Source organism: Limimaricola pyoseonensis (assembly GCF_900102015.1).
Lineage (GTDB): Bacteria > Pseudomonadota > Alphaproteobacteria > Rhodobacterales > Rhodobacteraceae > Limimaricola > Limimaricola pyoseonensis.
In genome coordinates this window covers 331,000-349,995 of record NZ_FNAT01000002.1, presented here as the reverse complement: position 1 = coordinate 349,995, position 18,996 = coordinate 331,000, and the positions used below count along the sequence as shown (strand labels likewise).

The window sequence follows — 18,996 nt, the reverse complement described above, 5'->3', positions numbered from 1 at the left end:
GGACAAGACCGCGGGAGAGCGGATCGCCGCTCTCCCGCCCTGCTCCGCCCAGAGGCCCATGTTCTCCTACTGCGCCGATCCAGACACTCTCGAAGGCCTGCGCTGGCTGTCGTGCTACCTGACCACGGGCAAGCACCTGTCCTTCTATTGGGCCTTCGGCACCGTGCTGCTGCTCCTGGCCGTCACCGCGCCGGTGGCGCTGCTCTTCGGCTTCGGCGGCGCGGTCGCCGCGCGCTCACGCGTCGCGCCGCTGGCGTGGTTCGGCAAGGGCTACATCGCGCTGGTGCGCGGCGTGCCCGACATCGCCTTCTTCCTGTTCTTCGTGATCGCGCTCGACCAGGGCATCGAGTGGCTGCGCCATCAGGCGAAGTGCCCCGACTGGGACCAGCCGATCCGGCAGGGCAACGACTTCGTGGTCTGCGCCGAGGCCAAGATGCCGCTCTCGACCTCGGCCCAGTGGGTGCACGAGGTCTACGGCTTCTGGCTCGCCGTCTTCACCTTCGCCATCGTGTTCGGCGCCTTCGCCGCCAACGTGCTCTTCGGCGCGATGCGCGCCGTGCCGCGCGCCCAGATCGAGACCGGCGAGGCCTATGGCATGACGCGGGCGCAGATCTTCCGCCGCATCCTCGTGCCGCAGATGTGGGTCTATGCCCTGCCCGGCCTGTCGAACCTGTGGATGGTGCTGATCAAGGCCTCGCCGCTGCTGTTCCTGCTCGGCGTCGAGGACATCGTCTACTGGGCGCGCGAGCTTGGCTCGACCAAGACGCCGCAATTCACCGACTACCCGCATGGCGACTGGCGCATGTGGTACTTCCTGTTCCTGCTGGTCTTCTATCTCGGCTTCACCCGGGTGTCCGAGATCGCGCTCGACCGGCTGATGCGCCGCCTCACCCACGGGCAGGCGACGCTGGGCGGCGGCGCGGGCCGCGCGGGCATGACCGAAGCGGGGCCGCCATGAGCTGCTGGGACACCATCGCCGATTACGGGCTGCGCTCGCTGGGCTACGGCGAGCGGCTGCTGCCGCGCTCTGACTTCACGCTCTGCCAGCAGTTCACGCTGATCGGCTCGGGGCTGCTGTGGAACATCTATTTCGGCGTGGTGGCGCTGCTGTCGGGCTTCGTGCTCGCGACCGCGCTGGCGCTCGGCAAGGCCTCGGCCTCGCCGTGGTTCCGCAAGCCGGCCGAGTGGACGATCTTCGTCTTCCGCGGCTCGCCGCTCTTCATCCAGTTCTTCTTCGCCTACTTCCTGTTCCTGTCGCTCAAGGGCCAGGTGGACGGGCTCGACGCGCTGACCTCGGCCTGGCTCGGCGCGGCGGTGGTGCTGTTTCTCAACACCGCCGCCTATTCGGGCGAGATCTTCTACGGCGCGCTCCTGTCGGTGCCGAAAGGCGAGGTCGAGGCCGCCGACGCCTACGGCATGGCCGGCTGGACCCGGTTCCGCCGGGTGATCTGGCCCACCATGCTGCGGCTGGCCTGGCCCGCCTACACCAACGAGGCGATCTTCCTGTTCCACGCCACCACGCTGGTGTTCTTCTCGGGCTTCCCGGCCTCGCGCCAGCAGGGCGACGCGCTCTACTACGCCTCCTATTTCGCGGACAAGACCTTCAACCCCTTCGTCCCCTACCCGATCCTCGCGGGCTACTTCATCCTGCTGACGCTGGTGATCATCGCGCTGATGGGGCTGATCGGGCGACGTCTGAACCGCCACCTGCCGGCGGCGCAGGCCACCGCGCGGCGTCCGCGCCGCTTCGCGCTGCTGTTCCGCTGAAACCGGGCACGGCCCCGCTTGCCGCGGCCCCGGCCGCGGTCTAGCTTCGGGGCGTTCCAACCCACGGTGTTCCATGCAGATCGGCATTCTCGAGACCGGCCACGCGCCAGACGCGCTGCGCCCGGAGCTCGGCGACTATTCGGACCTCTTCGAGACGCTCCTTTCGGGGCACGGCTTCGCCTTCCGGCGCTACGACGTGGAGGCGATGCAGTTCCCCGACGGCGCGGCCGAGTGCGACGGCTGGCTCGTCACCGGCTCCAAGCACGGCGCCTATGAGGACCATCCCTTCATTGCCCCGCTCGAGGATCTGATCCGCGACATCCACGCCCGCACCATCCCGCTGGTCGGCGTCTGCTTCGGCCACCAGATCATCGCCCAGGCGCTGGGCGGCCGGGTCGAGAAGTTCAAGGGCGGCTGGTCGATCGGCCGCCAGCCCTACAGCTTCGAGGGCCGCGAGATCGCGCTCAACGCCTGGCACCAGGACCAGGTCGTCACGCTGCCAGAGGGCGCGCGGATCTGCGCCAGCAACGACTTCTGCGCCCATGCCGCGTTGGCCTGGGGCAAGCACGTCTTCACCGTGCAGCCGCATCCCGAGTTCGGCGCCCGCTTCATCGAGGGGCTGGCGACCACCCGCGCCATCGGCGTCGTGCCGCAGGAGCAGATCGACTACGCGCTCGCCAATCTCGACAAGCCGGTCGATGCCGACCTGCTGGCCGAGCGCATGGCCCGCGTGCTGAAGGGGGCCGCATGAACTGGGTCGACCAGATCCCCGAAGCCGCCCGCCTCTACCTCGAACAGCACCGCCTCGACGAGGTGGAATGCGTGATCGCCGACCTGCCGGGCATCGCCCGCGGCAAGGCGGTCCCCGCCGCCAAGTGGGAACGCCAGCAGTTCTTCCACCTGCCGAACTCGATCTTCTTCCAGACCATCACCGGCGACTGGGGCGAGGCGGCGGGCCCGGAGGGCTTCGTCGAGCCCGACATGATCCTGAAGCCGGACCTGTCGACCACCACCGCCGCGCCCTGGGCCGCCGACGGCACGCTGCAGGTGATCCACGACGCCTTCGACCAGAAGGGCCGCCCGGTGGGCTGCGCGCCGCGCAACGTGCTCAAGCGCGTGGTCGATCTCTACAAGGCCGAGGGCTGGACGCCCGTGGTCGCGCCCGAGATGGAGTTCTACCTCGTCGGCAAGAACATCGACCCCGCCAAGGCGATCGAGCCGATGATGGGCCGCACGGGCCGCCCCGCGGCGGCACGGCAGGCCTACTCGATGATGGCGGTGGACGAATACGGCCCCGTGATCGACGACATCTACGAATACGCCGAGATCCAGGGCTTCGAGATCGACGGCATCACCCAGGAGGGCGGCGCCGGCCAGCTCGAGATCAACCTGCGCCACGGCGACCCGGTCAAGCTTGCCGACGAGGTGTTCTACTTCAAGCGGCTGATCCGCGAGGCGGCGCTGAAGCATGACTGCTTCGCCACCTTCATGGCCAAGCCGATCGAGGGCGAGCCGGGCTCGGCCATGCATGTCCACCACTCGGTGATCGACGCCAAGGGCCGCAACATCTTCACCGGCCCGCAGGGCGGCGAGACCGACGCCTTCTTCAACTTCATCGGCGGGTTGCAGGAACACATGCCGAGCGTGATCGCGATGATCGCGCCCTACGTGAACTCCTTCCGCCGCTACGTGCGCGACCACGCCGCCCCCATCAACCTCGAATGGGGCCGCGACAACCGCACCACCGGCATCCGCGTGCCGATCTCGCCGCCGCAGGCGCGCCGGGTCGAGAACCGCCTCGCCGGCATGGACTGCAACCCGTATCTCTGCATCGCGGCCTCTCTGGCCTGCGGATACCTGGGCATGAAGAACGAGATCTGGCCCGACAAGCGGTTCCGGGGCGACGCCTACGAGGCCGCCGAGGAGATCCCGCAGGGCCTCTACGCCGCGCTCGACCTGTTCGACCAGGCCAAGGTGCTGCACGAGGTGCTGGGCCCTGACTTCGCGCGGGTCTACTCGATCGTGAAGCGCGCCGAGTACAACGAGTTCCTGCAGGTCATCAGCCCGTGGGAGCGCCAGCACCTGCTCCTGAACGTATGAACCCGCTCTACCGCAACGACCGCCCCGGCCAGATGCCGCGCAGCTGGTACGTGGCCAGCGGCGGCCCCGCCGAGGAGCGTGCCGCGCTCGAGGGCGAGCGGCGCTGCGACGTGGCCATCGTCGGCGCCGGCTTCACCGGGCTCTGGGCCGCGCTCACCGCGGCGCGGGCCGGGCTCGACGTGGTGGTGCTCGACGCGCATCGCGCGGGCTTCGGCGCCTCGGGCCGCAACGGCGGACAGGTCGGCTCGGGCTTCAACAAGGGCCAGCTCTGGCTCGAGCAGCGGCTGGGCGAAAGCCCGGCCCGGCAGCTCTGGGACCTCGCCGAGGAGGCCAAGCGCCAGCTGCGCGACTTCTGCGCCGAGCATGCGCCCGAGGCGCGCTACCTGCCCGGCGTGGTGCACGGCGCCTATTCCGAGAAGGAGGCCGCCGGCGACCGGGCCGAGGCCGAACACCTTTCTCGCGCCTATGGCTACGATGCGGTCCGCCCGCTCGGGCGCGACGAGATCCGCGGGATCGTCAGGACCGACGCCTATCACGGCGGCACCTACGATTCGGGCGCGGGCCACCTGCACCCGCTGCGCTACGCGCGGGCGCTGGCGCGCGCGGCCGAGGCGGCGGGCGCAACGATCCACGAACTGACCGAGGTCACGAAGGTCGAGCCCGGCCAGCCGGCGGTGCTGCACACGCCCGGAGGCCGCGTCACCGCCGATCACGTGATCCTCGCCGGCAACGGCTACCTGCCCGGCATCATGCCCGAGGTGGCCGAGCGGGTGATGCCGATCAACAGCTTCATCGCCGCGACCGAGCCCTTGGGCGAGCGCTGGCGCGAGGTGCTGGCCGAGGACATCGCCGTCGCCGATTCGCGATTTGTGGTGAACTACTACCGCATGACCGAGGACCGCCGCTTCCTGTTCGGCGGGCGCGAGAGCTATTCGATCGGTTTTCCGACCGACATCACCACCAAGCTGCGCCAGCGCATGGAAGAGCTGTTCCCGCAGCTCAAGGGCACGCGCATCGACAACGTCTGGGGCGGCACGCTCGGCATCACCATGACCCGCCTGCCCGCGCTGCAGAGGATCGGGCCGAACATCCTGTCGGGCGCGGGCTTCTCGGGCCACGGCGTGGCGCTGTCGGGCATGGCCGGAAAGGTGATGGCCGAGGCCGTCGCCGGGCAGGCCGGCCGCTTCGACACCTTCTCGCGCCTGCCGGTGCCCTCCTTCCCCGGCGGCGCCCGCTACCGCGCGCCGCTGCTGACTCTGGCGATGACCTGGTTCTCGCTCAGGGACCGGCTCGGCATCTGAAGCGGCGAAGGGGCGCGCCGCCCGGCCGCCGAGTGCGGTCGCTCCCGCCGCTCTGTCGATGATGCGGGCGAACGGCCCGGTCGTATCAGCTCCGGTAGAGAACGCCCGCCCCGCAGGGGTGCGCGCCGGCGGTACCCCGATGGGGGCACCGCCGGCCTAAAACCACTGCTCAGCCCGCGGCCACCGGACCTTCGCGCCGCGCTGCCGCCGCGTTCAGCCCGAGCACCAGCGCGATCACCGCGGCACCGACGGCCTCGATCGGCAGCGACGGCCAGAACACCGCCACCACGCCGACCGCAGCCAGCAGCCGCGCCCAGAGGCGCATCGGCGCGAAGAGATGCCCCTCGAGCGCCGCCGCGAAGGCGGTCAGCGCCAGGATCGCGAGCAGCCCGTTCCACAGCACCAGAGGCAGCGGCCCGCCGGTGATGATCGGCTCGTTGAACACCATGAAGAGCGGCACGAGGTAGAGGCCCTTGGCGAACTTCCACGCCTGCACCGAGGTCTCCATCGGCGGGGACTTGGCGATCGCCGCGCCGGCGAAGCCCGCCAGCGCCACCGGTGGCGTGACGTTGGAATCCTGGCTCCACCAGAACACCACGAGGTGCGCGATCAGGAGCGGAATGCCGAACTCCTCGGTCAGCGCCGGGCCGATCAGGATGATCAGCACGATGTACGCCGCGGTCACCGGCAGACCCATGCCGAGGATCAGGCTGGCGATCACCACGAGAAGCAGCGCCAGCAGCAGGTTGCCGCCCGAGAAGGCGATCATCATCGCCGAGAACTTCAGCCCGAGGCCGGTGAGCCCGACCACGCCGACGATGATGCCCGCCAGCGCGCAGGCCACCGAGACCGCCACCGCGTTGCGGGCGCCGAGCTCCAGCGCCTCCAGCAGCTTCGCGACGCCGGTGCGCGCCAGCGCCACCGCGCCGGCCGCCGTCGGCCCGGTCTGCGCGAAGGTGAAGAGCGCCCGCAGCACCGCCGAGGCCACCACCGCGACGATGGCGTAGAAGCCCACCCGCATCGGCGAGTAGCCGGCCACCAGGAGCCAGACCAGCACCCCGAGCGGCAGCAGGAAATGCCAGCCCTCGGCCAGCACCGTCCGCACCTTGGGCAGTTCCTCGTCGGGCAGGCCCTCGAGGCCGCGCTTCACCGCGGCGATGTGCACCAGCAGGTAGACCGTGCCGAAATAGAGGAAGGCCGGGAAGATCGAGACCAGCACGATGTCGACGTAAGGCGTACGGGTGAACTCGCTGATCAGGAAGGCGCCGGCGCCCATCAGGGGCGGCATGATCTGGCCGCCGGTCGAGGCCGCGGCCTCGATGCCGCCGGCCTGCGCCGGGCGGTAGCCGAGCTTCTTCATCAGCGGGATGGTGAAGGCGCCGGTGGTGACCACGTTGGCGATGGCGCTGCCCGAGATCGAGCCCATGCCGGCCGAGGCGATCACCGCCGCCTTGGCCGGGCCGCCGCGCTGGCGGCCGGTGGTGGCATAGGCGAGGTCGATGAAGAACTTGCCGGCGCCGGTCACCTCGAGAAAGGCGCCGAACAGCACGAAGATGAAGATGAAGGTCGCCGCGACCCCGAGCGGGATGCCGTAGATGCCCTCGGCGCCCAGCGTCAGCTGGCTCGCCAGCCGCTCGAGCGAGTAGCCGCGATGGTTGAGGATGCCCGGCATCCAGTCGGCGAGGAACGGCAGCTCGCCGCGATTGCCGGCGAAGGCGTAGACGATGAAGACCGCGCCGATCACGGTGATCGTCGGGCCGATGGCGCGGCGCGAGGCCTCGAGCACCAGCAGCGTGGTGACGATGCCCACGGCCACGTCCTGGGTGCGCGGGAAGATGGCGTTGGCGATGGCGTCGATGTTCGCCGGCACCCAGAACCCCACCAGCACGCCGCCGAGGATCAGGAGCCCGTCGACTGCCCAGCCGAGCGTGCCCCGCGGCCGGTCGCGGGTGACCGGGTAGATCAGGAAGCACAGCACCAGGATGAAACCGAGATGGATCGGGCGCTGGAAGAACAGGCCCAGCGGCTGCACGCCGGCGGCGTAGAGCTGGAACAGCGACAGCGCGATGCCGACCACCGCGATGACGCGCAGCGCGAGCTTCGGCTGGATCTGGGGGGCTTCGGGCTGCGGCCCGGGCTCGGTGGCGGCGGGCCGCTCTTCCGGCGAGGTCATGTGGTCACTCCAGTGCGATGCGGACACGGGCGCGGGCGGCGCGTGCGGAGAGCGAGACGGTGGTGCCGCCGACGCTCAGACGGTGGTCGACGGCCATGGAGCCTGCGCGCAGCACGTAGGCGTCGCCCGGCACCGGCTCGTCGATGCCGGTGATCCAGTAGCCGCCGGCGCCGTCGGAGGCTTGGGTGCCGCGGCCGGGGATGTGCCCGAGACCGGCGGCGAAGTCGGGCTGGTGCGACCGCACCAGCACCATGTGCCCGTCCCGGTTCTCGTAGCAGTCGGCCACCTCGAAGCCCTGCACCGAATGGCGCCAGAGCACGCACCACTCGCCGCCCGAGGGGACGGCGAGGCGGGCGATCTCGGTGCCGTCGGCGAGCGTGGCGACGAGGGCGGCGGTGCCGCCCTCTGTCACGGCATCGCCGGCCCCGGCGGCGCCGAGGGCGGAGGCGGCCAGCAGGAGGGACAGCGCCCCTCCCGCCGCGACGCGGCGCCTCACGGGCGCAGGTCGTCCGGGATCTCGGCGCCGGCTTCCTCGAAGTAGCGCAGCGCGCCCGGGTGCAGCGGCACCGGGGTGGCGTTCATGGTGAACTCGACCGTGGTCTCGTTGGCGGCCGGGTGCACGGCCTGCAGATCGGCGATGTTCTCGTACATGGCCTTGGTGATCTGGTAGACCGTCTCCTCGTCGGTCTCCGACGACACCACCAGCACGTTCGGCACGCCGATGGTGGCGACGTCCTCGTCGACGCCCTCGTAGGTGCCGCCCGCGAGCGACAGCGACGCGAAGGTCGGGTCGGCCTCGAGCGCCGCCGCCACCTGCTCCTCGGTGAGCGAGATCATCCGGATGTCCTGGGTGGTCGCGAGGTTGAGGATCGACGAGGTCGGCGCGCCGACGCTCCAGAAGCCGGCGTCGATGTCGCCGTTGGCCAGCGCGTCGGCGGTCTCGTTGAAGTTCAGCCGCTGCGCGTCGAAATCGTCGAAGGACAGGCCGTTGGCCTCGAGCAGGGTCATCGCGTTGACCTCGGTGCCCGAGCCCGGCGCTCCGACCGAGACGCGCTTGCCGGCGAGGTCCGCGATGGACGAGATGCCCGAGTCGGCCGGGGTCACGATCTGCACCATGTTGGCGTAGAGCGAGCCGACGGCGCGGATCATCGGCAGTTCCTGCCCCTCGAAGCGGCCGGTGCCGGAATAGGCCTGCTGCACGGTGTCGGCGAGGCCGATGGCGAGGTCGGCGTCGCCGGTGGCGATCAGGCCCATGTTCTCGACCGAGGCGCCGGTGACCTCTGCGGTGGCGCTCATGCCCTCGACATGGTTGTTGATCACCTCGGCGAGGCCGCCGCCCATGGGATAATAGACGCCTCCGGTGCCGCCGGTCGCGATCGAGAGCTGCGACTGCGCGGCGGCCGGACCGGCTGCCATCACGGCGACCGCAACGAGGGCTCGGATATGAAGCATGGTTTCCTCCCTGACATGCACCCCGCCGAGCCTAGCCGGAGATGCCCGGTTTTCAATGGGCTATCGGCGGCCGTGGCGCCGCGTCCGCCCCGACCCGGCGCCCACGATTCCCGCCCCGCGACTTCCGGCTGGCGGGGCACCGAGCCATCCTGCTCGCAGGGGCTATGCTCCGTGGAGCGCGAGAGGCTGCGCTGCTTGCCCTAACGGCAGGTCACTGCACCACCTTTGGTTGCGCGGGCTTCGCCGGGACGATGCCGAACCGGGGCATGGCCGCTCCGGACGCGGCGCAGGTTCCGACGGAGAGAGGGGGCGCTGCCCCTGCCCCTGCCCCTGCCCCTGCGGGGCTCCCCCGGAGTATTTGCGGAGTGAAGCGGGCCGCCAAGCGAAAGGGCCGCGCTCCTTGCGGAACGCGGCCCTGAACTCTGCCGAGGAGGCGTGGATCAATTACTTGATCTTGCCTTCCTTGTACTCGACATGCGCACGCTTGACGGGGTCGTACTTCCGCACGACCATCTTCTCGGTCATGGTGCGGGCGTTCTTCTTGGTCACGTAGAAGTGGCCGGTCCCCGCGGTCGAGTTCAGGCGGATCTTGATCGTCGTCGGCTTCGCCATGGTCGTCTCTCCTGCTCGCGGGGCGTGCGCGTTGACGGCGCCCGCGTGAATAAGTCTGAGCCCCGCCTTTTAACCGCGCGCGGGGCGCTGTCAACCGCGAAACGGGACGATCGGATACGCGCGGATGGCCTGTAAGCCGGATTCTGTTCCGGGGTCGCCCCCGGCGATGACCATTCGTCTCGACGCGCTGTTGCCAACGCGCCTGAAGCTGCCAACCCGGACCTCTCGGGGTCAGGCGTCCCTGCGGGGATATCCGGTCTCCCGGATCAGCGCCCGCGCGAGGTCCCTATTTGGCATTGCTCCCGGTGGGGCTTGCCGTGCCGGTCCGGTTGCCCGTCCCGCGGTGGGCTCTTACCCCACCGTTTCACCCTGACCCGGACCTGCCGGGCGGACTGTTCTCTGTGGCGCTTTCCCTCGGGTTGCCCCGGCCGGGCGTTACCCGGCACCGTGCCTTGTGGAGTCCGGACTTTCCTCGAACCTCTCGCGAGGCCCGCGGCCATCCGGCCATCCGCGCGAGAGATCTGCTACGCGCGGGGGCTCGCGCGGTCAACGGGAAAGCGCGCGGCGAGATCGGCGATGGCGGCCATGTCGGCCGGCCCCACCGGCCCACCCGCCCGCGGCCGGAAGCGCAGCCGGAAGGCCGCCAGCCGCGCGGCATGGCTCACCGGCGCGGTGTAGCCGAAGGCGCGGGCAGAAGCGTCGAAGGCCTCGGGCGACGGCGCGTCCGCCGGCCCCGCCGCCACGGGCCAGACCGACAGCCCGCGCCGCGCCAGACGCCGCCAGTCGAATCGCGGGCCGGGGTCGTCCTTGCGCTCGGGCGCCATGTCGGAGTGTCCGATCACCCGCTCGGGCGGGATCGACCAGCGATCGAGGATCTGCGCCAGGAGCCGCTCCAGAGCCGCCATCTGCGGCCCGGCGAAGGGGTGGTCGCCGCGATTGGTCAGCTCGATCCCGATCGAGCGGGAATTGACGTCCTCCACCGCGCCCCAGCGCCCCGCCCCGGCATGCCAGGCGCGCCGCTCTTCCGGCACCAGCGCGACCGTCTCCCCCGCCTCGGAGATCAGCCAATGCGCCGAGACCTCGGCCGCGGGGTCGCACAGCCGCTCGAGCGCGGCGTCGTGGCTTTCCATCGCGGTGTAGTGCAGCACGACGAGATCGGGCCGCGCGCCCAAGCGTCGCGGCCCGTGATTGGGTGACAGGCTGTCGGGCACCCGCCCCTAGCGGCCGACGGCGGCGCGGAACGGCGCCGGGTCCCAACCGCAGGCGAAGCCGTCGCCATCGGGGTCGATGCCGCGCGGGTCGCGCTCCGGCCCGCCGCGCGACAGGAAATCGCGCTGCGCCTCGTCGGGCGAGTTGTAGCCGGCGCAGTTGCGCTCGAAGCGGTTGCCCCAGGTGCCGAGGATGAAGCGCGAATACCACTCCTGCCCGCGCTGGTTCGGCGCGTTGAGCGCGTATTCCACGAGGTTCGGGCCATTCTCGCTGCGCTGCGGCAGCGCGGTCGGCTGGATCACCTGGTAGGCCGCGGCCTGCTGGGCGCGGCGCTCGGCGTCTGACTGGATCGTCTCGCGGTTCGACACCGCCTCGAAGCTCTGCTCGTCGGAGATCGAGGGCGAGGCGTTCGAGGGGCTGGCCTGCACGCCGGCGCGGCGCTCGAGATCGGCGCCGCCCGTGGTGCCGAAGCCCGGCTGCGCGCCGCCGATGCCGGCGGCCGACAGCTCGGAGCTGGCGATCGCGCCGCCCGCCGGGGGCTGGAAGCCCCCCATCGTGCCGGTGAGTTGCGCCTCGCGCATCGCCGCCCCGCTGTCGGGGACCGGCGCGGCGCAGGCGGCGAGCGTCAGCCCGGCCGCCGCGAAGGCGGCCATCTTCAGTTTCGGCGCGAGCGTTCTCACGGTGCGACTCCGGTGCAGGTTGTTCCCGAAGCCGCGGGTTACCACCATTTCTCGGGCTTGGAAACGAAACCTGCGGCCTGCTCCAGCGCATAGGCGGTATTGAGCAGATCGCCCTCCTCCCACGGCCGCCCGATCAGCTGCAGCCCGAGCGGCAGGCCCTTGGCGTCGAGCCCGGCCGGCACCGAGATGCCCGGCAGGCCCGCGAGGTTCACCGTCACGGTGAAGACGTCGTTGAGGTACATCTGCACCGGGTCGGCGTCCTTCATCGCGCCCAGCGCGAAGGCCGAGGACGGCGTCGCCGGCGTCAGGATCGCGTCGACCCCTTCGGCGAAGACCTGGTCGAAGTCGCGCTTGATCAGCGCACGCACCTTGCGGGCGCGGTTGTAATAGGCGTCGTAGAAGCCCGCCGACAGCACGTAGGTGCCGACCATGACGCGGCGCTGCACCTCGTGGCCGAAGCCCTCGGCGCGGGTCTTCTCGTACATCTCGGTGATGCCGTCGCCCTGCCCCAGCTTGGCGCGGTGGCCGAAGCGCACGCCGTCGTAGCGCGCGAGGTTCGAGGACGCCTCGGCCGGCGCGATCACGTAATAGGCCGGCAGGGCGTATTTGGTGTGCGGCAGCGAGATGTCGCGGATCTCGGCGCCCGCGTCCTTCAGCATCGCGATGCCGTCGGTCCAGAGCTGCTCGATCTCGGCGGGCATGCCCTCCATGCGGTACTCGCGCGGGATGCCGATCACCTTGCCGCGGATGTCGCCGGTGAGCATCGCCTCGAAGTCCGGCACCGGGAGGTCGGCACTGGTCGAATCCTTGGGGTCGTGGCCCGACATGGCGCGCAGCATGATCGCGGCGTCGCGCACGTCGCGGGTCATCGGCCCGGCCTGGTCGAGCGAGGAGGCGAAGGCGATGATGCCCCAGCGCGAGCAGCGGCCATAGGTCGGCTTGATGCCGGTGATGCCGGTGAATGCGGCGGGCTGGCGGATCGAGCCGCCGGTGTCGGTGCCGGTGGCGCCGAGGCAGAGATCGGCCGCCACGGCCGAGGCCGAACCGCCCGAGGAGCCGCCGGGCGTGAGGTCCGCGCCGGTCTCGTCGCGCCACGGGTTCACGGCGGCGCCGTAGGTCGAGGTCTCGTTAGACGAGCCCATCGCGAACTCGTCCATGTTGAGCTTGCCAAGCATCACCGCGCCGTCGCGGAACAGCTGGCTGGTGACGGTCGACTCGTATTGCGGCTTGAAGCCGTCGAGGATCCGGCTCGCGGCCTGGCTCGCCACGCCCTCGGTGCAGAACAGGTCCTTGATGCCGAGCGGGATGCCGCAGAGATCGGGCGCCTCGCCCGACTTGAGCCGTTCGTCGGCGGCCTTGGCCTGCTTGGCCGCGACATCGGGCGTCTTGTGGGCATAGGCGTTGAGCCGGTCGCCGCCGTCGACGGCGGCGTTGAGCGCGTCGGTCAGCTCGACGGAGGTGATGTCGCCGCGGCGCAGCGCGTCGCGCGCGCCGGCGATGGTGAGCCTGGTCAGTTCGGTCATCGTCTCGCGCCCCTTATTCCACGACCTTCGGCACCGCGAAGAAGCCCTCGCGCGCATCCGGCGCGTTGGCGAGCACCTTCTCGGGCTGGCTGCCGTCCGTCACCACGTCGTCGCGGCGCTTGAGATGCATCGGCGTCACGCTGGTCATCGGCTCGACGCCGTCCACGTCCACCTCGTTGAGCTGCTCGATGAAGCCGAGGATGGTGTTGAACTCCGAGGCAAGCGCCGGCAGCGCCTCTTCCTCGACCCGGATCCGGGCCAGCTTGGCCACCCGCCGGGCGGTGTCGGTGTCGATCGACATGGGGCTCTCCTGTCTGGTCGGCCCCGGCTTTAGCCGCCCCGGGGCGGTCCCGCAAGCAGGGCCCGGCGCAGCAGCTCGATCATCCAGCCCAGCATCGCCGCGTTCAGCAGGTGCCACATGAAATGCGTCCCCACCGGCCAGGCCGCGCAGAGCGTCTCGTCGAGCGAGCGGAAGGCCAGCGAGACGCAGAGGATCGCCGCGCCCAGCGCCAGCCCGCGCCCGACCATCGGCCAGCGCCGCCACAGCAGCACCGCGTAGATCGCGATCAGCAGCGGCACCGGCCAGTAGAAGGCCGAGACCGCGAAGAAGGGCAGCATCGCGAAGGCCGGTGTCAGCAGCATGGTCCAGGGGATGAAGGCCGCGGCCCCCAGCGCCGCGCCCCAGGCCGGCAGCCGCCAGTAGACCCGGTTCGCGGCATAAACGTAGAGCAGGATGAACAGCCCGATCGGCGTGGTGTCGGCGGTCGCGGCCCAGGCCATGGCGAAGCTGTGGAACAGCCCGCTGCCCACCCCGATGGCGAAGAGCACAACGGCCAGCAGCCGCGGCAGCACCAGCCCCTCGGCCCGGCGCCAGCACCAGATCGCGGCCACGAGGAAGGCTACGTTGGTCAGAAGGTTCACCGGCTCGGCCCAGAACCCCGGCGCCAGCCGCTCGCAATAGCCGTCGATCGCCCGGCTCCACTCCATGCCCGTCCCCCGCTGGCCCGCCGTCCCGCCCGGACTATCCTGACGGGTGACAGCAAGAGGAGGGATACATGAAACTCACATGGCTCGGCCACGCCTCGTGGCGCATCGAGGTCGGCCGCGAGGTGCTGCTGATCGACCCGTGGCTCGAGGGCAACCCCGCCTTCCCGGACGCGCGCCGCATCGAGGCGCTCACCGGCGCGACGCGCATCCTCGTCACCCATGGCCATGGCGACCACGCGAGCGAGGTCCCGGCCATCGCCGCCGAGATGGACCTGCCGGTGATCTGCATCGCCGACCTCGCCGGCTGGTGGTCGCAGAACCACGGGCTCGACTGCACCGGCATCAACAAGGGCGGCACGGTGGACCTCGACGGCGCCAGCGTCACCATGGTGAACGCGGTGCATTCCTCGTCGGTCGCCACCTCCGGCGGCCAGCCGGTCTATGCCGGCGCCGAGGCGGGCTTCGTGATCCGCGGCGAGGGGCGCTGCATCTACTTCTCGGGCGACACCGACGTGATGGCCGACATGGGCTGGATCGGTGAATACTACCGCCCCGACATCGGCATCCTCGCCTGCGGCGGCCATTTTACCATGGACATGAAGGCCGCGGCCTGGGCGTCGAAGCGGTTCTTCGACTTCGAGACCGTCTTGCCCTCGCATTACGCGAGCTTCCCGGTGGTGGCCGCGACCGCCGACGAGCTCGTGGCCGAACTGGACGGGGTCGACGTGCGCGTACCCGCCGTTCTGGAGACGGTCGAGATCGCCGCGAAGTGACGGGCGGGAGGGGCCGCGCCGGCCCCTCCCCTCCGGGCTCAGAGGCCCTTGGAGCGGTAGCTCAGCGCCACCCGGCCGATCGCCACGAGGTAGGCGGCGGTGCGCAGGTCCGGCACGTCGTCGCGGCCGTTCCAGAGCTCGCGCATCGCCTGGTAAGCGGTGCGCATCGTGTCATCGAGACCCGAGCGCACCAGCTCCAGCTCGTCGTCGCCCTTCAGGTAGCGCTCCTTGAAGTTCTTCGACAGGTTCCAGCCCAGACCCTTGTCGCCCGAGAGCCGCTCCAGCTCGTCGACGATCAGCTGCGCGCGCGCCTCGTCGGCGCGGCGCTCCATCCGGCCGAAGCGGATGTGGCTGAGGTTCTTGACCCATTCGAAGTAGGACACGGTCACGCCGCCGGCGTTGGCGTACATGTCGGGGATGATGACGCAGCCCTTCTCGCGCAGGATGTCGTCGGCGGCGGCGGTGACCGGGCCGTTCGCGGCCTCGATGATCAGCGGCGCCTTGATCCGCTCGGCGTTCGAGAGGTTGATCGTGCTCTCCAGCGCCGCCGGGATCAGGATGTCGCAATCGGCCTCGAGCAGCTTGGCGCCGTCGCTCTCATGGGTGGCGTGCGGGTAGTCCGCGACGCCGCCATGCTTGGCGATCCACTGGTGCACCGCCTCGACGTCGAGACCGTCCTCGTCGACGATCGCGCCGTCGCGCTCGATGATCGCGGTGATCTTGGCGCCGTCCTCCTCCGAGAGGAACTTGGCGGCGTGGTAGCCCACGTTGCCGAGGCCCTGCACGACGATCCGCTTGTCCTTGAGCGAGCCCGACAGCTTGGCGCGGGCCACGTCCTCGGGGTGGCGGAAGAACTCGCGCAGGGCGTATTGCACGCCGCGGCCCGTCGCCTCGACCCGGCCGTGGATGCCGCCGGCGTTGAGCGGCTTGCCGGTGACGCAGGCGCGCGAGTTGATGTCGGTGGTGTTCATCCGCGCGTACTGGTCGGCGATCCAGGCCATCTCGCGCTCGCCGGTGCCCATGTCGGGGGCGGGCACGTTCTGGGAGGGATGGATCAGGTCGCGCTTGGCCAGCTCGTAGGCGAATCGCCGGGTGATCTGCTCGAGTTCGTGCTCGTTCCAGTCGCGCGGGTCGATCCGGAGCCCGCCCTTGGAGCCGCCATAGGGCACCTCGACCAGCGCGCATTTGTAGGTCATCAGCGCCGCCAGCGCCTCGACCTCCTCCTGGTGCACGTTGGGCGCGTAGCGGATCCCGCCCTTGACCGGCTCCATGTGCTCGGAATGCACCGAGCGGTAGCCCGTGAAGGTGTGGATCTGGCCGCGCAGGCGCACGCCGAAGCGGACGGTGTAGGTGGCGTTGCAGACGCGGATCTTCTCCTCGAGCCCGGGCGACAGGTCCATCAGCGCCACGGCGCGGTTGAACATCATGTCGACGGAATCGCGGAATCCCGGCTCCGCGATCTGGCTTGCTTGCTCGGTCATCGCATCCTTCTCCCTGGTGCAGGCGGCCCGGGCCGGGCCTCTGCCTAGAACCTAATCCTTCCCTGTCAGGAATCGACCGCAAATACAGCGCGTTTGGAACGCAGTTCCGTCGCGGCACGGCCGGCACGGCCGCCGATGCGCCCGATTTTGGCCATGCGGCTCGGCTGTACTGGAGCCACCACACGAATCGACCCCGAACCAGGGAGGCCCATGCCGGTGCATCGCGACCGCCTCATCGCCCCGATCCTGCGCGGCGCCGCGCGACTGAAGCGCGACCAGGCCGGCTCCATGGTCATCTTCTCGCTGTTCATCTTCGCGCTGATGGTGGCGATGGGCGGACTCGGCATCGACCTGATGCGCTACGAGGCGCGGCGCGCCAAGATGCAGGCGACGCTCGACCGGGCCGCGCTGGCGGCTGCGGACCTGCAGCAGCAGCTGGCGCCGGAATCGGTGGTGCGGGACTACTTCGCCAAGGCCGGGCTGAGCGACGGGCTGAAATCGGTCAACGTGATCCAGACCCTCAACAGCCGCACCGTGCAGGTCGAGGCCGAGATCGAGCTCGACACCTACTTCATGCACATGCTGGGCGTCCCCACCCTGCCGGTGCCGGCGCTGGGTACGGCGATCGAATCGGTCACAGACCTCGAGATCGGCTTGGTGCTCGACGTCTCCGGCTCGATGGGCTCGAACGGCCGGATCGGCCGGCTGCGCGATGCGGGTACGGACTTCATCGACCTGCTCTTCGCCAACACCCCGGCCGAGAACCTCACCTTCTCGGTCGTGCCCTACTCGACGCAGGTCAATCTCGGCCAGACGGCGGCGCTGCTCTACGGCGTGGCGCCGCTGCACCCCTATCACGGCTGCGTGCAGGTGCCGTCCAGCACCTACAACTCCACCGCCATGCCGCTGGTGGGCCTGCTGCATTCGGGGCATTTCGACCCCGACAGCTCCAGCAACTGGTACGGCGGCATGGGCGCGCCGAACAAGAACTGCCGCACCGACGCGGCCTTCAAGGTGCTGCCCTGGTCGAACGACAAGGCCGCGCTCAAGTCGAAGATCGAAAACCTGACGCCCGGCGGCTGGACCTCGATCGAGATGGGGGTGAATTGGGGGGCGGCGCTGCTCGACGCCTCGGCCCGGCCAGTGCTGAACGGGCTGATCACCGAAGGCGAGGTCGATGCCAGCTTCGCCGGCCGGCCCTTCGGCTTCCTCGAGCCGGACGTGATGAAGGTGCTGGTCGTGATGACCGACGGCGAGAACACCCGCGACTACGAGATCGACCTGCCCTACCGCACCGGCCTGTCCGACGTCTGGCTCGACGGCAGCGACGACTACTACGTCGCCTCGATCGAGCAGTACAACCGCGACGGCGACTGGTGGTGGAACGAGCCCTTCTACCGGGCCAAGACCCGCGAATGGGTGATGGCGCCGCAGGGCCGGCAGCTGACCTGGCCCGAGCTGTTCGAGCGCATCTCGGTGGAAGACCACGCCGTGCACCTGCGCTACACCCAGTACTGGGACCGCTCCACGCGCAACTACTGGCGCGGCATCGAATCGCGCAACGACAAGGCGCTCAAGGACCAGCGGCTGTCGCAGATCTGCTCGGCCAGCAAGGACAACGGCATCGTGATCTTCACCATCGGTTTCGAGGTGAACGACGCCGCGGCCGAGATCATGCGCGACTGCGCCTCCTCGCCCGCGCATTTCTACCGCGCCGAGGGGCTGCAGCTGGCCAGCGCCTTCACCTCGATCGCCACCCAGATCAACGAGCTGAGGCTGGTGCAATGACCCGGTGGCACGGCCTGCGCCGCCTGGCCCGGCGGCTCGCCCGCGACCGGCGCGGCACCGCGAGCGTCGAGTTCGTGATGATCTTTCCCGTGGTCTTCTCGGTGTTCCTCGCCACTTACGAGCTGGGCCTGACGACCGCCCGGCAGGTGATGCTGGACCGCGCGGTGGACATCGTCGTGCGCGACATCCGGCTCGGCCTGATCACGCCCGTCACCCATGACGCGGTCAAGGACCGGCTCTGCGCCGGCGGGCTGCTGCTCGAGGACTGCCGCGCCCAGATCCGGCTCGAGATGCGGCCGGTCGATCCGCGCGCCTGGGTGCCGCTGCCGGTCGATGTCGACTGCGTCGACCGGATGGACGAGGCCAAGCCGGTGCGCCGGTTCCGCTCCGGCGTCTCGAACCAGCTGATGGTGATGCGCGCCTGCATCCTGTTCGACCCGATCATGCCGACCACCGGGATCGGCGCGACCATGACCAAGGGCAATGACGGCTTCTACGCCTCGGTCTCCACCTCGGCCTTCGTGGTGGAACCATGAGCGCGCTGGCACGCCTGACGCGCCGGCTGCGCGCGCTGCGGCGCGACGAGCGCGGCGCGCTGGTCATCGAGGCGATGCTGATGATGCCGCTTCTGATGTGGACCTTCGCCGCCAGCTGGGTGTTCTTCGACGCCTACCGCGAACAGTCGATCCATGTCCGCGCCGCCTACACGATCAGCGACATGCTCAGCCGCGAGACCGGCTACATCACCCCCGCCTATCTCGACAGCCTGCAACAGATGCAGACCTTCCTGATCGCGACCCGGCAGCCGGTCCGGCTGCGGGTGACGGTCTTCTCCTACGACGCCAACAACGACCGCTACGAGGTGCGCTGGTCCAAGACCCGCGGCGGCGGCACCGCGCTCGACACCGACGCTCTGGCCGGGCTTCGCGGCGAGCTGCCGGTCATGCCGCACCGCGAGGTCGGGATGCTGGTCGAGAACTGGGTCGACTACATGCCGCTGTTCGACGGCACCGGTCTCGAGCCCTTCACCTTCGAGAACCGGGTGGTCAGCCGGCCCCGCTTCGCCGGGCAGCTGTGCTGGAACTCCGACGCCGCCGGCGGCATCGCCACCGCCATCTGCTAGGGCGCCGGCGCCACCGGCTTGCCGGCA

At 70.1% G+C, this 18,996-nt stretch carries 19 protein-coding genes and 1 other RNA gene; 9 read left to right on the top strand and 11 right to left on the bottom strand.

The window, feature by feature from the left end; translation table 11 throughout:
• Positions 1-58: 58 nt before the first annotated feature.
• The 5 genes from BLT43_RS05480 (at position 59) to BLT43_RS05460 (ending at position 5,168) form a co-directional block, all read left to right on the top strand.
• Positions 59-958 carry an ABC transporter permease gene (locus BLT43_RS05480; protein WP_090110820.1) on the top strand — a complete coding sequence of 300 codons (900 nt, stop codon included), beginning with the start codon at positions 59-61 and terminating at the stop codon, positions 956-958.
• On the top strand, positions 955-1,767 hold the full coding sequence (locus BLT43_RS05475) for an ABC transporter permease (RefSeq protein WP_090110818.1): 813 nt from the start codon (positions 955-957) through the stop codon (positions 1,765-1,767). Before BLT43_RS05480 ends, BLT43_RS05475 begins: the two co-directional genes overlap by 4 nt.
• A 73-nt stretch (positions 1,768-1,840) precedes the next feature.
• Positions 1,841-2,518 carry a type 1 glutamine amidotransferase gene (locus tag BLT43_RS05470; RefSeq protein ID WP_090110816.1) on the top strand — a complete coding sequence of 226 codons (678 nt, stop codon included), beginning with the start codon at positions 1,841-1,843 and terminating at the stop codon, positions 2,516-2,518.
• Positions 2,515-3,867 carry a glutamine synthetase family protein gene (locus BLT43_RS05465; RefSeq protein WP_090110814.1) on the top strand — a complete coding sequence of 451 codons (1,353 nt, stop codon included), beginning with the start codon at positions 2,515-2,517 and terminating at the stop codon, positions 3,865-3,867. The genes BLT43_RS05470 and BLT43_RS05465 overlap by 4 nt, the downstream gene beginning before the upstream one ends.
• On the top strand, positions 3,864-5,168 hold the full coding sequence (locus BLT43_RS05460) for an NAD(P)/FAD-dependent oxidoreductase (RefSeq protein WP_090110812.1): 1,305 nt from the start codon (positions 3,864-3,866) through the stop codon (positions 5,166-5,168). Before BLT43_RS05465 ends, BLT43_RS05460 begins: the two co-directional genes overlap by 4 nt.
• A 169-nt stretch (positions 5,169-5,337) precedes the next feature.
• Here BLT43_RS05460 and BLT43_RS05455 read toward each other — a convergent pair whose 3' ends face one another.
• The 10 genes from BLT43_RS05455 to BLT43_RS05410 form a co-directional block, all read right to left on the bottom strand.
• The gene (locus BLT43_RS05455) at positions 5,338-7,341 is read right to left on the bottom strand and encodes a TRAP transporter permease (RefSeq protein WP_090110810.1); all 2,004 of its coding nucleotides are present in this window, start codon (positions 7,339-7,341) and stop codon (positions 5,338-5,340) included.
• 4 nt (positions 7,342-7,345) lie between these two features.
• Positions 7,346-7,837 (bottom strand): DUF1850 domain-containing protein, encoded by a 492-nt coding sequence (locus BLT43_RS05450; protein ID WP_242652228.1) that lies wholly within the window; start codon positions 7,835-7,837, stop codon positions 7,346-7,348.
• Entirely contained in the window at positions 7,834-8,793 is a 960-nt protein-coding gene (locus BLT43_RS05445; protein ID WP_090110808.1) for a TAXI family TRAP transporter solute-binding subunit, read from the bottom strand. Before BLT43_RS05445 ends, BLT43_RS05450 begins: the two co-directional genes overlap by 4 nt.
• A gap of 444 nt (positions 8,794-9,237) precedes the next feature.
• Positions 9,238-9,405, bottom strand: coding sequence for a 50S ribosomal protein L33 (rpmG, locus tag BLT43_RS05440; protein ID WP_090110806.1), 168 nt, complete (start codon positions 9,403-9,405; stop codon positions 9,238-9,240).
• 116 nt (positions 9,406-9,521) lie between these two features.
• Positions 9,522-9,917: RNase P RNA component class A (rnpB, locus tag BLT43_RS05435), an RNA gene on the bottom strand.
• A gap of 12 nt (positions 9,918-9,929) precedes the next feature.
• Entirely contained in the window at positions 9,930-10,577 is a 648-nt protein-coding gene (locus BLT43_RS05430) for an N-acetylmuramoyl-L-alanine amidase (protein ID WP_242652227.1), read from the bottom strand.
• Positions 10,578-10,622: 45 nt separating this feature from the next.
• Positions 10,623-11,294, bottom strand: a complete 672-nt coding sequence (locus BLT43_RS05425; RefSeq protein WP_090110800.1) for a hypothetical protein — start codon at positions 11,292-11,294, stop codon at positions 10,623-10,625.
• 38 nt (positions 11,295-11,332) lie between these two features.
• Positions 11,333-12,817, bottom strand: coding sequence for an Asp-tRNA(Asn)/Glu-tRNA(Gln) amidotransferase subunit GatA (gene gatA / locus BLT43_RS05420; RefSeq protein WP_090110798.1), 1,485 nt, complete (start codon positions 12,815-12,817; stop codon positions 11,333-11,335).
• 13 nt (positions 12,818-12,830) lie between these two features.
• Positions 12,831-13,118 carry an Asp-tRNA(Asn)/Glu-tRNA(Gln) amidotransferase subunit GatC gene (gene gatC / locus BLT43_RS05415; protein WP_090110796.1) on the bottom strand — a complete coding sequence of 96 codons (288 nt, stop codon included), beginning with the start codon at positions 13,116-13,118 and terminating at the stop codon, positions 12,831-12,833.
• Positions 13,119-13,147: 29 nt separating this feature from the next.
• Entirely contained in the window at positions 13,148-13,804 is a 657-nt protein-coding gene (locus tag BLT43_RS05410; RefSeq protein WP_090110794.1) for a hypothetical protein, read from the bottom strand.
• A gap of 68 nt (positions 13,805-13,872) precedes the next feature.
• Between BLT43_RS05410 and BLT43_RS05405 the strand changes: the two genes are divergently transcribed.
• Positions 13,873-14,577 (top strand): metal-dependent hydrolase, encoded by a 705-nt coding sequence (locus BLT43_RS05405; protein WP_090110792.1) that lies wholly within the window; start codon positions 13,873-13,875, stop codon positions 14,575-14,577.
• A gap of 38 nt (positions 14,578-14,615) precedes the next feature.
• Here BLT43_RS05405 and BLT43_RS05400 read toward each other — a convergent pair whose 3' ends face one another.
• On the bottom strand, positions 14,616-16,058 hold the full coding sequence (locus BLT43_RS05400) for a Glu/Leu/Phe/Val family dehydrogenase (RefSeq protein ID WP_090110790.1): 1,443 nt from the start codon (positions 16,056-16,058) through the stop codon (positions 14,616-14,618).
• A gap of 210 nt (positions 16,059-16,268) precedes the next feature.
• Here BLT43_RS05400 and BLT43_RS05395 point away from each other — a divergent pair, with 210 nt between their 5' ends.
• Genes BLT43_RS05395 through BLT43_RS05385 form a run of 3 tightly spaced genes read left to right on the top strand, consistent with a single transcriptional unit; the run spans position 16,269 to position 18,969 of the window.
• Complete coding sequence (locus BLT43_RS05395; RefSeq protein ID WP_165612543.1) at positions 16,269-17,846, top strand: TadE/TadG family type IV pilus assembly protein; 1,578 nt, start codon at positions 16,269-16,271, stop codon at positions 17,844-17,846.
• A complete protein-coding gene (locus BLT43_RS05390) occupies positions 17,843-18,382 on the top strand; it encodes a TadE/TadG family type IV pilus assembly protein (protein ID WP_090110786.1) in 540 nt (179 codons plus the stop codon). The genes BLT43_RS05395 and BLT43_RS05390 overlap by 4 nt, the downstream gene beginning before the upstream one ends.
• Positions 18,379-18,969, top strand: coding sequence for a TadE/TadG family type IV pilus assembly protein (locus tag BLT43_RS05385; RefSeq protein ID WP_090110784.1), 591 nt, complete (start codon positions 18,379-18,381; stop codon positions 18,967-18,969). Before BLT43_RS05390 ends, BLT43_RS05385 begins: the two co-directional genes overlap by 4 nt.
• Positions 18,970-18,996 lie beyond the last annotated feature (27 nt).

Coding starts and splice junctions, on each gene's coding strand:
- BLT43_RS05480 (WP_090110820.1), top strand. CDS start 59: ATGTTCTCCTACTGCGCCGATCCAGACACTCTCGAAGGCCTGCGCTGG.
- BLT43_RS05475 (WP_090110818.1), top strand. CDS start 955: ATGAGCTGCTGGGACACCATCGCCGATTACGGGCTGCGCTCGCTGGGC.
- BLT43_RS05470 (WP_090110816.1), top strand. CDS start 1,841: ATGCAGATCGGCATTCTCGAGACCGGCCACGCGCCAGACGCGCTGCGC.
- BLT43_RS05465 (WP_090110814.1), top strand. CDS start 2,515: ATGAACTGGGTCGACCAGATCCCCGAAGCCGCCCGCCTCTACCTCGAA.
- BLT43_RS05460 (WP_090110812.1), top strand. CDS start 3,864: ATGAACCCGCTCTACCGCAACGACCGCCCCGGCCAGATGCCGCGCAGC.
- BLT43_RS05455 (WP_090110810.1), bottom strand. CDS start 7,341: ATGACCTCGCCGGAAGAGCGGCCCGCCGCCACCGAGCCCGGGCCGCAG.
- BLT43_RS05445 (WP_090110808.1), bottom strand. CDS start 8,793: ATGCTTCATATCCGAGCCCTCGTTGCGGTCGCCGTGATGGCAGCCGGT.
- rpmG (WP_090110806.1), bottom strand. CDS start 9,405: ATGGCGAAGCCGACGACGATCAAGATCCGCCTGAACTCGACCGCGGGG.
- gatA (WP_090110798.1), bottom strand. CDS start 12,817: ATGACCGAACTGACCAGGCTCACCATCGCCGGCGCGCGCGACGCGCTG.
- gatC (WP_090110796.1), bottom strand. CDS start 13,118: ATGTCGATCGACACCGACACCGCCCGGCGGGTGGCCAAGCTGGCCCGG.
- BLT43_RS05410 (WP_090110794.1), bottom strand. CDS start 13,804: ATGGAGTGGAGCCGGGCGATCGACGGCTATTGCGAGCGGCTGGCGCCG.
- BLT43_RS05405 (WP_090110792.1), top strand. CDS start 13,873: ATGAAACTCACATGGCTCGGCCACGCCTCGTGGCGCATCGAGGTCGGC.
- BLT43_RS05400 (WP_090110790.1), bottom strand. CDS start 16,058: ATGACCGAGCAAGCAAGCCAGATCGCGGAGCCGGGATTCCGCGATTCC.
- BLT43_RS05395 (WP_165612543.1), top strand. CDS start 16,269: ATGCCGGTGCATCGCGACCGCCTCATCGCCCCGATCCTGCGCGGCGCC.
- BLT43_RS05390 (WP_090110786.1), top strand. CDS start 17,843: ATGACCCGGTGGCACGGCCTGCGCCGCCTGGCCCGGCGGCTCGCCCGC.
- BLT43_RS05385 (WP_090110784.1), top strand. CDS start 18,379: ATGAGCGCGCTGGCACGCCTGACGCGCCGGCTGCGCGCGCTGCGGCGC.